The organism is Pseudomonas sp. FeN3W (assembly GCA_030263805.2).
GTDB lineage: Bacteria > Pseudomonadota > Gammaproteobacteria > Pseudomonadales > Pseudomonadaceae > Stutzerimonas > Stutzerimonas stutzeri_G.
Genome location: CP136011.1, coordinates 362723 through 375811, shown reverse-complemented (window position 1 = coordinate 375811; position 13089 = coordinate 362723). Strand labels below are relative to the sequence as shown.

The following is a 13089-nucleotide window of genomic DNA, read 5'->3' as shown; positions in this document are numbered from 1 at the left end:
CATGGCGATCAAGATTTACAACGAGGGCAAGAAAATTTCCAGAGGGTTTAGCCCAAAGGAAAAGCCTGTGCGCCTTGTCTTCAAGCAATATTATCTGCGTGGCGATGATTTTTCCTGGTACAGCATTGGTCGAGATAGTGAAAAATCAATGCTGGCCATGATTGCGGACAAAAGAAGAAGCGAAATAGTTCGCCATGAATACGGCGTGATGAAGAAAATAAAGGTTAACAGCATTGAGCATAAATTGCTGGAGGTCAAAGAGCACATGGCTTTGGAGGCTGCTGAAAAGGCAGTAAAATTTTCAAATCCTGTGACCGCTTTTACCGTATCACTCGAAGGATATTCGGAAAATAAAGAGTATCTTGTTTCAAGCCTTAACCAAAAGATCTTGTTAGATATACTCTATGAAACCTGTCCACACCTGAAGCCCGCACAGGGGCTTGAGGATGGTGCGCCATGACCCTTTCCGGAAAAAGAAAAGCTGGGAGGCCGAGGTTGCAGGCTGAGGCATGCATGCGAGCTGTTGGCTTGCCGTTGACCGAAAGTGACTGGGCGATTCTGTGCAACGTGACCAAAGCAATGTCCAAAAAAGCCAGCAAGGGCCTGTCAAAACAGGAAGCAATTCGTATACTCATAAGAACCGCAGGCAAAAATCATGACTGATATGATTCATCACGGGCAGGTCAAGCTTCCTGCCAGCTATTACGCAAAAGCCAAAAACGAATATGCAGATTGGCGCATCGCCTGGTTCAGGGAGGCCATCCAGAATGAACTGGATGCGGGAGCCACTCATATCGACTTCACCATCTGCCCGAACGCTGAAGATCCAGGGCTAACGCGTGTCGTTTGCCATGGGGATGGTCGTGGCATGGATGAGCACAAGCTCTTCAACGTCTTTCTAGCTCTCGGTCAATCCGAGAAAGAGGAGGGAAGCATCGGGGGGTTTGGCTATGCCAAGGTCATTCTGGCCTTCGCGCACACTCGCTATGAAGTTGAAACAAAGGGCATACACCTTACGGGCGCAGGTGGTAGCTACTCCTGGACGACAGGCAATGAGACCATGCCTGGTGTTCGCCTTACAGCTGACATGCCCAAGGAGGAGGCTGAAATCTGGATGATGGAGGATTCGCTAAGAAGACTGATTCATCATTCTCGCCTTCCCTCGGCAGTGAAAATCACCCTAAATGGCGAATCTCTGGCTTGCGGTGTTGATGATCATCCGTACACCAAGCAAACCCCTCTTGGCCCCCTGTCCTTCAAAGACCAGCCGCACGGGTACTCAACATCATTGCTGTGGGTGAGGATGCGTGGCCTTGCGATGTTCAACGAGCGGCTTTACATGAGCTCAGGGACGGCATTTGAGGGCTACCTTGAGCTTGAGGGTGATTCCAAGGATCTGATGACTTCGAACCGTGATTCGCTTAATCGCAATCATCGCGATGTTTTAAATCAAATTATGCAGCAACTGTCTAATGACAGGGAGAAGCTTAAGCTTAGTGGTGACATCGATATTTTGCTAAACGAGCGAAATATATCGGCTTATGGCGTAGAGCTTGAGAATGAAATTAGAGAGGCCGCATATAGCAAAGGCATGGATCCGGAGCAAATGCTCACCTACCTTGAAGATGCTGCTGATGAGGTTATTGATGGTCGCGCCAAGCACCCATTTGGACATCTCGTTGAAAAAATCAACCGTGTCAAAAATCATCTGGATTCCAAAATAAATAAAATACCGAGTGAATGGTATCCAGAAAACTTTAAAGTAAAATATCTCGATGAATCAAGCTCTCCAGAAGGCGCTCATCAATATGCGGGTGAAATCGCACAGAAGATGAACCTCAAACGTTATGGAAAGCTTGCCGCAGGCTGGGAAGCGATCATCAACACGCTACTTGAATCCAAAAATTATAGGGAATCACTGCGAGTGGTTAAGCGTGGCAACGCCTTTTTCCATGAAGACCTGTTGATTCACACGGGATTTGTGTTTGGATCTCCAGAAGGAATTTGCCAGCGTGACGAGAAGGCTAAACGAGTTGCTATTCTGTTCAACCCCAAGGTTGCTGAAGATGAAAAGCTTTCGGTTGGTGATTTGATAGATATTGCACATCACGAGCTGACACACTTGGATATCGACTACCACGGCGAAGCCTTCACTATCCGCGAATCGCGCCTGAGGAGGATCATGCGTAGGGACATTGGTGAGCGCGAGATCATCAGCGCATTCGAAAACGCTGTTTCGGGTTGGCGCGAAGCACATAGCGTTAACAAGTCCTCAAGGCGTAAGACAAAAAACCAGCTCTCTAACGATGAAACAGGTCTGAACCCATGACTGGCAATGAAAAAAAAGCACTCATAGACGCGTACTGGGCTGGGCCCGCCAAGGGCCCAAGTCTTTCTGAAGTCACACAACTAGCCATGGCCGCGTTCCCTGCCCTGAGGGGTTTTGACGCCTCCACCTCGTATATTCCATTGTACGACATACCAAAATTACTGATGAAATCAGGAGATTATGAGTCAGTCGTAGACCTTGTTAAAGAGTTAGTGGCGAATCAGCCAACAACGCTTATAGCTAATCAGACAGACGAACAGGTTGATTACGATTTTGAAGCAATCGGGACAGCACTTGTTTCGATGAAAGAGGCCATGCATAGAATCAGCCCGCCGCTAACGACTGATCAACATATCGAGATGTTTTTCTTGATTGATGAGTTTCATATATACAAGCTTGGCGGGGCAATACATCCATTTCTTGGAACTATGCATTTGAACCGAGAACTTTCAGCAGGAAACCTCGATGTATTTGAATTTCTTTATAAAAGATTCAAGGAAAAGGATCTTCCCAACAGCCAATTGATCATGGCAAATGTGAAAGACTGGATGAGGCCCTTCTTCGAAGGAAAACACGAGTTGCATTCAATGCTAATGGAAGACCTAAAGGCAAGGGGGGATAAAGATGTCTATGGTTTGGCGGATCAAGCCAACAATTTTTGGTTACAAAAGGATGCCTATATTAATAAGCTTTCCAGCAAAAGCAGTAGTGTAATGTGGCAAGAAACGCTTAGGGTCGCTACGGAAGTTTTTGATCTCTCGCGATATTACCCATTAAAAAGAGCGGTGGCTGACGGGAGAGCATTTACGGCCTTCAAGGGACAAGTTGATCTATTTTTGGCAGCTAAGCGAGATGGTTACGTTATTTCGGTAGATGAGTATCAGAAGCTCCTGGATCCAATAGAACGATTAGCTAAGGCAATCGGCGCGCACTGGGCCAAGAAAATTCCCGTCGAAATCAACAATGGTTTGTCGGATCTTTTCTCGGGCACTGATAAAGCAGAAATCATAAAGGGAAATCGCTCAAAAAACCTCATAGCATCCCTCCAGGAGCTAATGCCAGGCCAGGGGTGGATGAGTTTTGCTCGGCAGCAGGACAAAAAACCAATCTTACTTAGCCAGCTGGATCTTTGAATTGCAATTGTCAATTTATGGCATTGGTGTCATTATGCATCAAGAGGAAATGCCATGAATATGAATTGTATCGCCGCATTTGTGCTTGTTACGTTTAGTGCGCTCAGCTCCGCCACGGAGCTTATGCTTTATCAGGGCAATGAGCTTGTCACAACCTCAGAGCTTGCAGTGGCATTCAAAGATGCTCAGTTGCGGCCTGATAGGATCAGCGTTTCACATTACGAGGTCATCAAAAAGATTTACAGCCAAAAAGGCGTAGATTTCATTGGTCTTGTAGAGGAGGAGCGAGAGCCTAAAACATTCATCATAAACGAGAGCCCGTATTGGCGTATTGATGAAAACTTAATGGGTTTCTTGGAGAAAAAACCCACTTCTTTAAGTGACTTGAAAACCAAACCCATGCTTAAGCATCTAAGGCATGAAGAGTCCTGTCTCAGAATATTTATGACGGGCCCGGAAAACTTTACGCTTGAGCTCATTCGCAAAACAAAAGCCGATTTACTTGACCCCGAAGAACTGATATGCCCAGACTAGAGTAGAACCCGGTTTTTTGAAATTACTAGTCAGGAGCGGCTGCTGCGCACCCGCAAGCAATATGATCGACAGAGTTATTAGCGCAGAAACACTTATCCAAGCATTTGGCAAGTCAAGCAATCTGGAATCAGAGGGCATTGACCTAATAAATCTACTTGCGACAAATCGCAAACTTGCTAGCCAGGTAAATAGACTCTTGCTGGAACAAGGTGAGAAACTTTGTCCATTGATGAATGAGGAGCTGTTTTCAGCACTTTCATCAAGTCTGGAAAGCTCAATAGGCATGGGTAAAGGCGTGTTCATGTCTACACTTATGTACATGTCTGAGCGCTTTGCAAGGATAAGGCTGTCATTGTGGCTTAAAAGTGACGGGTGTTTGGACACTATCTCAACTCATTATCGTCAGGGCGTCTTAACCTATTCAATGCAAATGAACAGGCATTCTCTTGCTAATGACATTGCACACTGGATGGAAAGCTTGGGCGAGTCGGCGTCAGTCCAAATGAGCCTTTCTCGTTTCGATAGAGAGTCTTTGGCATTGGCTAATTTGGATGAGTTTCTTCCTGAAATAGCCCATGTTGACATTCTGTGCAGAAGCAGGGCTTATATGCAGGCTTTGACGTCAGCTCGGCAAGAAAGCAGCATATCCTTGATTAGAAGAGCTATGGCCAAGGAGTTGGGTACTCAAGATTATAGCTGGCGTGGGCTACTACAAGAACTCTGCCAAAAATTATCGGGCGATGTTTATGACACCGATACAATAATTAATAAATATAAGTCAGTGGGGACGGTACTTGTAAGTTACTTACATAACATGGACGAGAAAACTCGTAAATCTGAGCTTCTAGACGATGACCTTAGAGTGATGGCTTTCAAGCTTGGAATAGAATCAGTTATTGACGACATGGAATCACCGGCACACAAGAAGGCCGCGCTTGTTCACGGCCTCTCCCTTTAGGGTCAACGAATCTCGTAGTCTTTAGGAGACTTATCCTTGCCATCCTTTAGCGACTGCTTCATTAATGACTCGTTGATTATGGTATGGGATACCTTCACTAGTTCTGGTACTTTATTTTCACCAATACCTTTCCATCGTATACCAAAGTAACCTCTCCGGTAATGAGGGCTTTTCGTACCCTTTGGAAGATTGCTTGTGGACACTAGATCCTTGATTGGCGTGTAATGATCAGGCCCGACTACAATTCGGTCATAAACTCTAGTTAATTGTTTCTTAAGCTTTTCTTTTTTCTTGTCCTGAACCTGGCTGATACGCTCAGAAAGTTTTGATTCTTCAAATTCAGTGCGCCGCTGTGCTTTCTCGACATGAAGATAGAACAGTATTTTAGTTAAATGAGCAAAATTACTCTTAAAAAGCTTTACAAAGCTATTATTTTCATCTGAACAATGGGATTCCGACATCCTTTGTGAATACAGCTCAAAATGCCTGTCCAAAATATCGCTGATAGCTTCATGCTCATCCTGTATGTAAATACTGATAAGGTCAACATTGTCGAACGCAACGGGCGCTCCAGTAGCTTCTGCCTTTGTTGAGTTTACTGGCGACGCGCTAAATCCAATCTCTATCACTCTTGCCGGCTTGTTTGGATCGAGCTCTAGCACTTCTCTAACATCCCGACTAACCGGTGGTAGACGTTCAAATTTAGTTTCTTGTATATACGCGCCCTCGCATATACATTTTTCTCCACCGGAGTATGTGATGCGCTCTGATTGAATACGTCTTTCAGCAGGGTCAAATTCTACAAAGCACTCAGGAAATGGAGGGGCAAAAAACATTGCTGGCACTACCACCTTAATTGCAGTATCTTCCAGCAATAGATTAAGAGCAGGATTCACACTAAACAAAGGTGCCTTGCGCATCATATGTTTAGTTATCATGTAAAGAGAGACAATAGTAACTTTTGTAAATTGCTTATCAGCAATTACTTTTCTAGCCGCATCAGATTCCTGAAGCATGCCGTAAGCAGTAGAGGCGCTTACTCCAGTGGCTGCTATGTCTTTCAGCAGCCTATCGAACGATTCTCCCAGCGTTACGCGCTTAAGTGCCTTGACTTCATCGAGTGCCATTCGCTTGGGCATTGGCATTAACAATGCCTGCCCGCTGATTTCACCTAGGTCAGAAAAAACCTTGCGGATGTCGGGCATGCTCATCTGGATACCTCCTGGGCTGTAGATAGACTCTGATTTATTAGACTATACCACGCTTAGCGAACCACCGCCCAGCCAGGCCAGAGCCGCAATCACTGGAATTGAAATCCTAATTGATATTCAGTAACTAGTCTTGCCCTTGTTGAGCTATTGTTAATGCCTTCATCATCAAGCAAGCATTTTGTTTTGTAATGTTTATCGATTTGATGTAAATAGAATGCATCACCATATTTATCAAAAAATATTGGAGAGAAACCAAATTTACTTGAAATTTCAGCAATATTTTTAACCAAAATTTGACTTGGGCTTTTGGATAAAAATATACAACATGGAAGAGATGTGTCTCCACCAGACTTATTGTCTTTAAAGTATTGCATGAGAAACATTGAAATGAGGGATGCATTTTCGTCGTCCAAATATTCAACGAGTTCAAACTCGTGCTTTTTGGAATTATCTAGTTTAAACGATAAATCAAAAATTGATGAAATTGTAATATAATTTATTTCGTTGCTTAGCATGAATTGCCTTAGCTTTTTTAGTGCAATCGCTAAAGCATTATTGTTTTCAAGATTAGAGTCATACATACCAAGAAACAGATCATTACGCTCAATTTGAGTTTTATTGTATTCGGTAACCAGATTGCGAATTAGCTCGGAAACCTGGCCAACATCTTGAGCGCGAAAATAAATCCTGCCTCTTGTGCAATATACTTTATTAAACACCTTGTTAATGTCGTCAATGAATCTATTGATCTTTTTGAGCTCATTAATTAAGGCCGATGCTTGAGCCGCGTATGTTATCGAATTTTCTAATGTTTCAAAGTCATCTTTCATTGGCGCCTTTAATTCGCAGTGTTTTTTATTCAAGCAAAGCGCATGCAAAACCATTTGTTTAAAAGAATTTCCGGTAATGCTAGACCTAGACAGAAGATGTTTATAAATCCCTAAAAATTCATTATAGGTTGTATTACCAGCACCGACGAGAGGAGCGAGAGTCAAATCGAGAAGACCGCATCCAACACGGGGGAATTCGCCATAGAGGATTTGCACCACCTCTTTATGGTTGAGGAATTTTAAAGCACACCCGCTAGCACGCCATTTCTCAAAAACACATCTGTATGAGAGATTGCGGCCATTTTCAATGAAATCGCTTAAGTCCAATCTTTTTTTGCATACAAAATGGCTATATCCTTGCATTTCATCGCATTCTGCTCCGTGGGCGCCGAGCAGATAGACCCCATCGCGAAGCGACAGCTCCATTACTGCAAAACTGGTTTCTTCGGGTAAAAACAGGTTTCTGGATCTGCATGCATCATGCGTATCCAAATCATGCTCTCCAATACGACCCATTAAGAGCAATTGCATTGCGCTAGACAACTCGCCCAGCTCTACCTCCTGCGTGTACAGCGTCGAGAGAGCGCCAGGCCAGAAAGGTGAGACAGCCAGGCTATGGTGGCGTGTGTTGATCAATGCGCATCGAGTAACGCCATAATTCATGCGGCTTATGCTGTTCATTTCTTCCCTGGTAAACCCCTGTTCGTGGCTGTCAATATATGCGTTACGGATACTATCGGCATGTGACCAAAAAGCCAATAGCTTCTTCGTAGTCGTCTAAAAAGTGATTGCCGACAATTGACAGTTCGTTTGGCCTCAGCGTATGATTCGCGCACATCTTAAGGACGCTGCAATGAAAGGCCTTGCCCTGAACAAACCCCTCCAATCAACGCTTCTCGCAATCATGAGCATCTCATTGCTAGCCTGTGCTGGCATACTCCTTGGGGGTGCGGGAGCTGAAAATCAGCCGCTCCGCGAAAATGTCGATCTCATCACTGATCTTCGCCCGGCTGTGCTTGAAGAGCGGCAATTACAGGCACTTTCGCGTCCCATCGGCTCTCTAGCAGGGATTTGGCGCGGGAGTCACCAAGGCATTAGTGTATCAATTGACCTTGACGCCAAGATCCCAACCATCGATTTCAATAGTGATGGCAGCATTCCTATTGTCAGTGTATCAGCTGAGTTCTCTAGGAAAGGGCGCGTTGTTACAGTTGGTCAGGTTGCATGCGTCAGAAGCCTCACGCACCGCGTCCAGTCAATCTCTTATAGTGATTGCCCTTTGATACGGCAGGGAGACGTGCTCACACTTTCCATTTCGAATAATAGTTTGGTGATCAAGGGGCGCGACAGCGAGATTTTGCTTACCAGGGAGTAGGGGCATGGCTATCTTGGATGTTCTAAGAATACATCAGTGGTACAAAAACCTTCTGTGCCTGAGTGCTCTCCTTGTAGCAACAGTTACGCCGACGCTTTCAAGCCTGCTTCTTGTGATAGGATTTTGTTTTGCTTCAAGTGCGGTTTATGTCTTCAATGACATTATGGATAGAAAAGACGATGCGCTAAGATCAGATCGAAAGGATCGACCCATAGCAAGCGGCGCATTAAGTGTTCAGCGCGCAATTGTGTTATTACCTGTACTTTTTTTAACTTCCTGGATTGTATGGCCACATGAATTTTCCTTCAGGTGGGTCTTACTTTATTGGGGTGTTAATTTTTTTTACAACCTCATTATAAAAAAACAGTGTGGTTATGGATTATCCACTGCACTATGTGTAACCGCATGCTATTTGGCAAGAATAATGCCATTGGTTTCCTTGGGTGGGGTGCAGCCGGAAGAATATTCATTGATTGTCTCGATAGCTTTGATAATATTTCCACTAGTAATTTGGAAACAAAGAAGCTATCTGCACAAACTTCAGGGTTTTGAAGAGCCATTCAAGCTAATCGGTGTTTCGGGTATCGGTTTATTTTGTGTCGTAACTAGCCTGAATTTCGACTCTGGGGTTCTGTTGATGTGGCCTTTCCTTATAATTGCCTATCTTAAAATATTGTCTACCTCAAACACGAGAGAGCCTTATTTGGCCATTTTTGCTTGCTCAAAGGCTTGATTTGAGTCCGTCCGGGATGTTTCATGTTAAGTGCGTTAAACTGAATAGACACCAAGGAGTGATGCCATGAGTTCGAAGCTTGAAAATGAAAACTATTCCATAGCCAACGTTGCACATGCAGCAAATGTGACACGCTGGCATTCGGTTCGCTGCTTGCGTCATCCGAGCGTTGCTGAACACTCCTTTCTAGTAACCATGTACGCAGAGTACTTGGCCAAAGTGATCGACCCAGACATGAGTGAGAAAGATCAGTTGCTTCTGGTACGAAAGTGTCTCTGGCATGATATGGCCGAGGTTTCAACAGGTGACATGAGCACACCTCTCAAGCGATATCTTGAGTCACTATTTCCTGATCAAATGTCTCCCATTGAAATGCTTGAGCGAAAAATCTGTAAGCCGTATGCAGATCTTGCGGATCAGACGGCTGATACGCACCTAGGCATCATTACCAAACTTGCTGACATCATGGAAGCCATTCATCACATTAACAATGAAGGGGTTGGCAAAGCGGCGAGAAGGATTTATCGAGAACGCACAAACTCTTTCTCCGCATACATAAAGAAAGGGCTGCAAATGTGGCCTCAGTACAATTGGCTTGCCGCGCAAGACGTCCTTGACGCACTTCTGAATGATGAGCCAAAACAAATCGATTTTGAAGAGATACTCGAAGGATTCAGACCATCGTGATGACTAAGTGGCCCTGGTTTCTCAGGGCCACTTGTTAATTTCCGGATCACTTAAGGCCGATCCTTGATCCACGCGCCTCCAGTATCTCTTTTCAACTTTTCTTATGCTGCTTGCTAAACTTAGCGTTATTAGATAGTCACCCAACCTTATTAACTCGTTATCCTGCGCGCCAGTGAAGCGACTCACTGATACCAAATTGCCAAAGTTTCTTTTGTACTTGTCTGGAGTATCATCTACCCCAGCGATCCGATCCAGGGTATAGCAAGGGTGTTTTTTAATTATTTTTTTCATATCCTTGTAATGCGGGATTCCAACATTTTCAAAGCTCTTAATGCCACATTCCGCCGAGGTAAAAACATCTACCAGAGGGATATGCATTGGCCAAATAATGGCAAGCATATCATCAATATATTCTTTTCCCGAAGTGCTCCATACCATGATGTCATACACATCAGATATTTTTTCCAGCATATCTTCCAGCCCATCGCGAATTGATAGGTGCCCATGCGGTGTTGTGATTTGGGCATCACGATACGGCTTTTCATTGCAGTAGATGAGAGTTTCATCAAGATCGAAGACCACCAAAGGTCTACTGAATTGGCTCATAGTCTAAAACCGTCTGTTTTTTAATTGGGCAATATAGATATTTGAACAATCCTGAATGATGAAAGTCAATCGCGTTATCAGATTTTATCTGTATTAGGAGGCGCGTTGATCTTGGTTGCTTGCGCCAAAGCGGATCCATGGCATTTGTGAAAGAGTGAGACCACCCAAGCGTTTGTATATCAAACGAAGCTAATTGACGTTGTCTTGGCAGTTGATCGTGTCTGGCAGTGAGGGCAAGTGAGCGATTTTGTGAAAAATGATGAGGGCCAGGCAGGGAGGGGGCGCGAGTACTCTCAAGCCATTTCATGCCTGAGCAGGCACGCAATATGGATAGGTCTTCGCCTTTTAACCATTTGATTTCATGGTTCCCTAGCATTGCAGGCAAGCAACCGAAACACTGCCAGAGCCCAAATAGGCGTCCAGACCAGGCGGGAAAAACGCCAACGAAGTCGAGTTCATCGCCGCAATGGGCGCAGGGCAGGGGAGCGTAAATCAATGGCGACTTTCCACCCATCATCATCGGTAAGCCTGAAGGCTTACTCGATGTCGGCGTAAGGATCCATGACGACGTCATGAAGCGATACCAGGGCAAAGCATGTGAGCATGTAGCACTAGCGGCGACCAAAAAATCGTTCACAGAGCCTTCCGATTCATGTATATTGACTGTCCTCAAAGGGAGATTACCATGACTGAACACAGTGTTTCTGAAAAAGTGGCTTCTTTGCGCTCCTTCATTAACGAGCACAACTACAAGTACCACGTTCTTGATGAGCCGCAAATCACCGATCAGGAATACGACAGGGCATTTCATCAACTTCGCGACCTGGAGAGGCAGCATCCAGAGTTGCTTGACTCAAGCTCACCAACTCAGAAGGTTGGAGGGCTCGTTGCAAGCGGCCTCAAAGAGGTTCGTCACTCGATCCCCATGCTAAGTCTTGATAATGCCTTTACGGATGACGAGTTCAAGGAATTTCTGGCACGAATCAAAGCAGACCTTGGAACTGATGAGGTCGAAATTACAGCCGAGCCTAAATACGACGGAATGGCTGACACCCTGCGTTATGAAAATGGTGTACTTGTCCTGGCGGCGACGCGGGGCGATGGTACTACAGGAGAAGATGTTACTCATTCGGTAAAAACCGTCAGAAACGTTCCCCTCAAGCTTCGAGGCAATTTTCCAGCCCTGCTTGAAGTTCGCGGGGAGATTTACATGACGCGCTCGGGCTTTGACGCGCTGAACAAAGGTCTTGCCGAGGCAGGATTGAAGACATTTGCTAACCCTCGCAACGCAGCTGCCGGAAGCGTAAGGCAGCTTGATTCCAGAGTTGCAGCGAAGCGCCCACTGGCTTTCTGCGCGTATTCGCTAGCGCATATGGAGGGGTATGAGGGAACGCCACCTGCCAGTCATGGAGAGGCAATGTCGCTTCTTCGCGAATGGGGATTCCCGACAACGAGGGAAATGAAGGTAATGCGGGGTTTCGATGCTTGTCGTAAGGCATGGGAAGATCAGCAGACTGTGCGTGATAGCCTTGATTTCGACATTGATGGCATCGTTTTCAAGGTCAACAGTTATGCGTCGCAGCGTGAAATGGGCTTCCTCTCCAGAACGCCGCGCTGGGCGATTGCATGGAAGTTTCCGGCCCAAGAGGTTAGTACTCGTCTGAAAGCCGTCGACATGCAGGTGGGCCGGACGGGGATGGTTACTCCGGTAGCAAGGCTTGTACCCGTCAAGGTCGGTGGGGTGACAGTATCAAACACCACGCTGCATAACTGGGATGAGGTAGCGCGCCTGGGTCTGCATGAGGGAGATGAGGTTATTATTCGCCGTGCCGGTGATGTCATTCCGCAGCTGATGATGGCGGTGGAGAGCAAACGGGACGTATTGGCGACCCCTGTATGCGTACCTACGCATTGCCCGTGCTGCAATACCCAGCTAACCAAGGAAAACAGCTATCTTCGATGCCCAAACACTGAAGGGTGCCCTGCTCAGCTGGTTGAGAAGCTTGCCAACGCCGTTTCTAGAAAGGCGCTTGATATCGATGGCATGGGGGATTCGACCATTTCCGCGCTCTGCGAGCGTGGGCTGGTTAATGATCTGAGTGATATTTTTGCGCTGACAGCGCAAGACATCATGACGCTACCAAGCATGGGTGAGCAAAGCACCAAAAATCTTCTTGCTGCCATTGAGAAGGCAAAAACCCCGGAACTGAACCGGTTGATTTATTCGCTGGGTATCCGCGAGGTGGGTGAAAACACCTCAAAGTCTCTTGCGAAGACTTTCTGCACCATTGAGAAGGTAATCAATGCAAGCGAAGCTGATTTCGTTGCGATTCCGGACATTGGCAAGACAACGGCAAAATTCCTGGTCGAGGCATTCGCCCAGGGGGCTAGAACAAGAGAATGCGTCGAGAAGATGGTGGCGCTTGGTGTAACACACCAAAGCGTTGCAGTTGCTGATACGCGGCTCTCCGGGCATGTGTACGTGATCACAGGGACACTTGAACGGTGGTCTCGTGAGACTGCCACTCAAGCGCTTGAAGCGATGGGGGCGAAGGTCTCTGGCAGTGTGTCGAAAAAGACCACTGGCGTGATCTCCGGCGATGCGGCGGGGACGAAGCTGGATAAGGCTAAGCAGCTAGGCGTACCCGTGTTGGATGAGGCGGCTTTCGAGGCGCTGATCGGGTGAAGGCAGC

Annotated in this window: 14 protein-coding genes; 10 read left to right on the top strand and 4 right to left on the bottom strand. The window is 46.1% G+C overall.

Going from position 1 to position 13089, the window contains the following annotated elements; genetic code table 11:
* Window position 1: 1 nt before the first annotated feature.
* The 6 genes from P5704_025510 (at window position 2) to P5704_025485 (ending at window position 4954) form a co-directional block, all read left to right on the top strand.
* Window positions 2-460, top strand: coding sequence for a hypothetical protein (locus P5704_025510; protein ID WOF82149.1), 459 nt, complete (start codon window positions 2-4; stop codon window positions 458-460).
* Window positions 457-663 carry a hypothetical protein gene (locus tag P5704_025505; GenBank protein WOF82148.1) on the top strand — a complete coding sequence of 69 codons (207 nt, stop codon included), beginning with the start codon at window positions 457-459 and terminating at the stop codon, window positions 661-663. Before P5704_025510 ends, P5704_025505 begins: the two co-directional genes overlap by 4 nt.
* Window positions 656-2329, top strand: a complete 1674-nt coding sequence (locus tag P5704_025500; protein WOF82147.1) for a hypothetical protein — start codon at window positions 656-658, stop codon at window positions 2327-2329. Before P5704_025505 ends, P5704_025500 begins: the two co-directional genes overlap by 8 nt.
* Window positions 2326-3462, top strand: coding sequence for a hypothetical protein (locus P5704_025495; GenBank protein WOF82146.1), 1137 nt, complete (start codon window positions 2326-2328; stop codon window positions 3460-3462). Before P5704_025500 ends, P5704_025495 begins: the two co-directional genes overlap by 4 nt.
* Window positions 3463-3516: 54 nt before the next feature.
* A complete protein-coding gene (locus P5704_025490; protein ID WOF82145.1) occupies window positions 3517-3996 on the top strand; it encodes a hypothetical protein in 480 nt (159 codons plus the stop codon).
* A 61-nt stretch (window positions 3997-4057) separates the two neighbouring features.
* Window positions 4058-4954: a hypothetical protein gene (locus P5704_025485; protein WOF82144.1), complete on the top strand. Its 897-nt coding sequence runs from the start codon at window positions 4058-4060 to the stop codon at window positions 4952-4954.
* 2 nt (window positions 4955-4956) lie between these two features.
* Here the strand turns inward: P5704_025485 and P5704_025480 are convergent, their stop codons facing one another.
* Both P5704_025480 and P5704_025475 read right to left on the bottom strand, forming a co-directional pair.
* The gene (locus tag P5704_025480) at window positions 4957-6165 is read right to left on the bottom strand and encodes a hypothetical protein (protein WOF82143.1); all 1209 of its coding nucleotides are present in this window, start codon (window positions 6163-6165) and stop codon (window positions 4957-4959) included.
* Window positions 6166-6254: 89 nt separating this feature from the next.
* Window positions 6255-7658 carry a hypothetical protein gene (locus P5704_025475; protein WOF82142.1) on the bottom strand — a complete coding sequence of 468 codons (1404 nt, stop codon included), beginning with the start codon at window positions 7656-7658 and terminating at the stop codon, window positions 6255-6257.
* Between the two features lie 190 nt (window positions 7659-7848).
* Between P5704_025475 and P5704_025470 the strand changes: the two genes are divergently transcribed.
* The 3 genes from P5704_025470 (at window position 7849) to P5704_025460 (ending at window position 9790) form a co-directional block, all read left to right on the top strand.
* Entirely contained in the window at window positions 7849-8370 is a 522-nt protein-coding gene (locus tag P5704_025470) for a hypothetical protein (GenBank protein WOF82141.1), read from the top strand.
* A gap of 4 nt (window positions 8371-8374) precedes the next feature.
* Window positions 8375-9103, top strand: coding sequence for a UbiA family prenyltransferase (locus tag P5704_025465; protein WOF82140.1), 729 nt, complete (start codon window positions 8375-8377; stop codon window positions 9101-9103).
* Window positions 9104-9169: 66 nt separating this feature from the next.
* Window positions 9170-9790, top strand: coding sequence for a YfbR-like 5'-deoxynucleotidase (locus P5704_025460; GenBank protein WOF82139.1), 621 nt, complete (start codon window positions 9170-9172; stop codon window positions 9788-9790).
* 21 nt (window positions 9791-9811) lie between these two features.
* On the opposite strand, the gene P5704_025455 is transcribed toward P5704_025460, so the two are convergent.
* Together P5704_025455 and P5704_025450 are read right to left on the bottom strand one after the other, a co-directional pair.
* The gene (locus P5704_025455; protein WOF82138.1) at window positions 9812-10396 is read right to left on the bottom strand and encodes an HAD family hydrolase; all 585 of its coding nucleotides are present in this window, start codon (window positions 10394-10396) and stop codon (window positions 9812-9814) included.
* A complete protein-coding gene (locus P5704_025450; protein ID WOF82137.1) occupies window positions 10380-11033 on the bottom strand; it encodes a hypothetical protein in 654 nt (217 codons plus the stop codon). Before P5704_025450 ends, P5704_025455 begins: the two co-directional genes overlap by 17 nt.
* A gap of 48 nt (window positions 11034-11081) precedes the next feature.
* Between P5704_025450 and ligA the strand changes: the two genes are divergently transcribed.
* Window positions 11082-13082, top strand: a complete 2001-nt coding sequence (gene ligA / locus P5704_025445) for an NAD-dependent DNA ligase LigA (protein WOF82136.1) — start codon at window positions 11082-11084, stop codon at window positions 13080-13082.
* Window positions 13083-13089: the final 7 nt, after the last annotated feature.

Excerpts from the sequence above, each read along its gene's own strand:
- P5704_025455 (WOF82138.1), bottom strand. The coding sequence starts at position 10,396 with ATGAGCCAATTCAGTAGACCTTTGGTGGTCTTCGATCTTGATGAAACT.
- P5704_025460 (WOF82139.1), top strand. The coding sequence starts at position 9,170 with ATGAGTTCGAAGCTTGAAAATGAAAACTATTCCATAGCCAACGTTGCA.
- P5704_025495 (WOF82146.1), top strand. The coding sequence starts at position 2,326 with ATGACTGGCAATGAAAAAAAAGCACTCATAGACGCGTACTGGGCTGGG.
- P5704_025485 (WOF82144.1), top strand. The coding sequence starts at position 4,058 with ATGATCGACAGAGTTATTAGCGCAGAAACACTTATCCAAGCATTTGGC.
- P5704_025480 (WOF82143.1), bottom strand. The coding sequence starts at position 6,165 with ATGAGCATGCCCGACATCCGCAAGGTTTTTTCTGACCTAGGTGAAATC.
- P5704_025510 (WOF82149.1), top strand. The coding sequence starts at position 2 with ATGGCGATCAAGATTTACAACGAGGGCAAGAAAATTTCCAGAGGGTTT.
- P5704_025500 (WOF82147.1), top strand. The coding sequence starts at position 656 with ATGACTGATATGATTCATCACGGGCAGGTCAAGCTTCCTGCCAGCTAT.
- P5704_025470 (WOF82141.1), top strand. The coding sequence starts at position 7,849 with ATGAAAGGCCTTGCCCTGAACAAACCCCTCCAATCAACGCTTCTCGCA.
- P5704_025465 (WOF82140.1), top strand. The coding sequence starts at position 8,375 with ATGGCTATCTTGGATGTTCTAAGAATACATCAGTGGTACAAAAACCTT.
- P5704_025490 (WOF82145.1), top strand. The coding sequence starts at position 3,517 with ATGAATATGAATTGTATCGCCGCATTTGTGCTTGTTACGTTTAGTGCG.
- P5704_025505 (WOF82148.1), top strand. The coding sequence starts at position 457 with ATGACCCTTTCCGGAAAAAGAAAAGCTGGGAGGCCGAGGTTGCAGGCT.
- ligA (WOF82136.1), top strand. The coding sequence starts at position 11,082 with ATGACTGAACACAGTGTTTCTGAAAAAGTGGCTTCTTTGCGCTCCTTC.
- P5704_025475 (WOF82142.1), bottom strand. The coding sequence starts at position 7,658 with ATGAATTATGGCGTTACTCGATGCGCATTGATCAACACACGCCACCAT.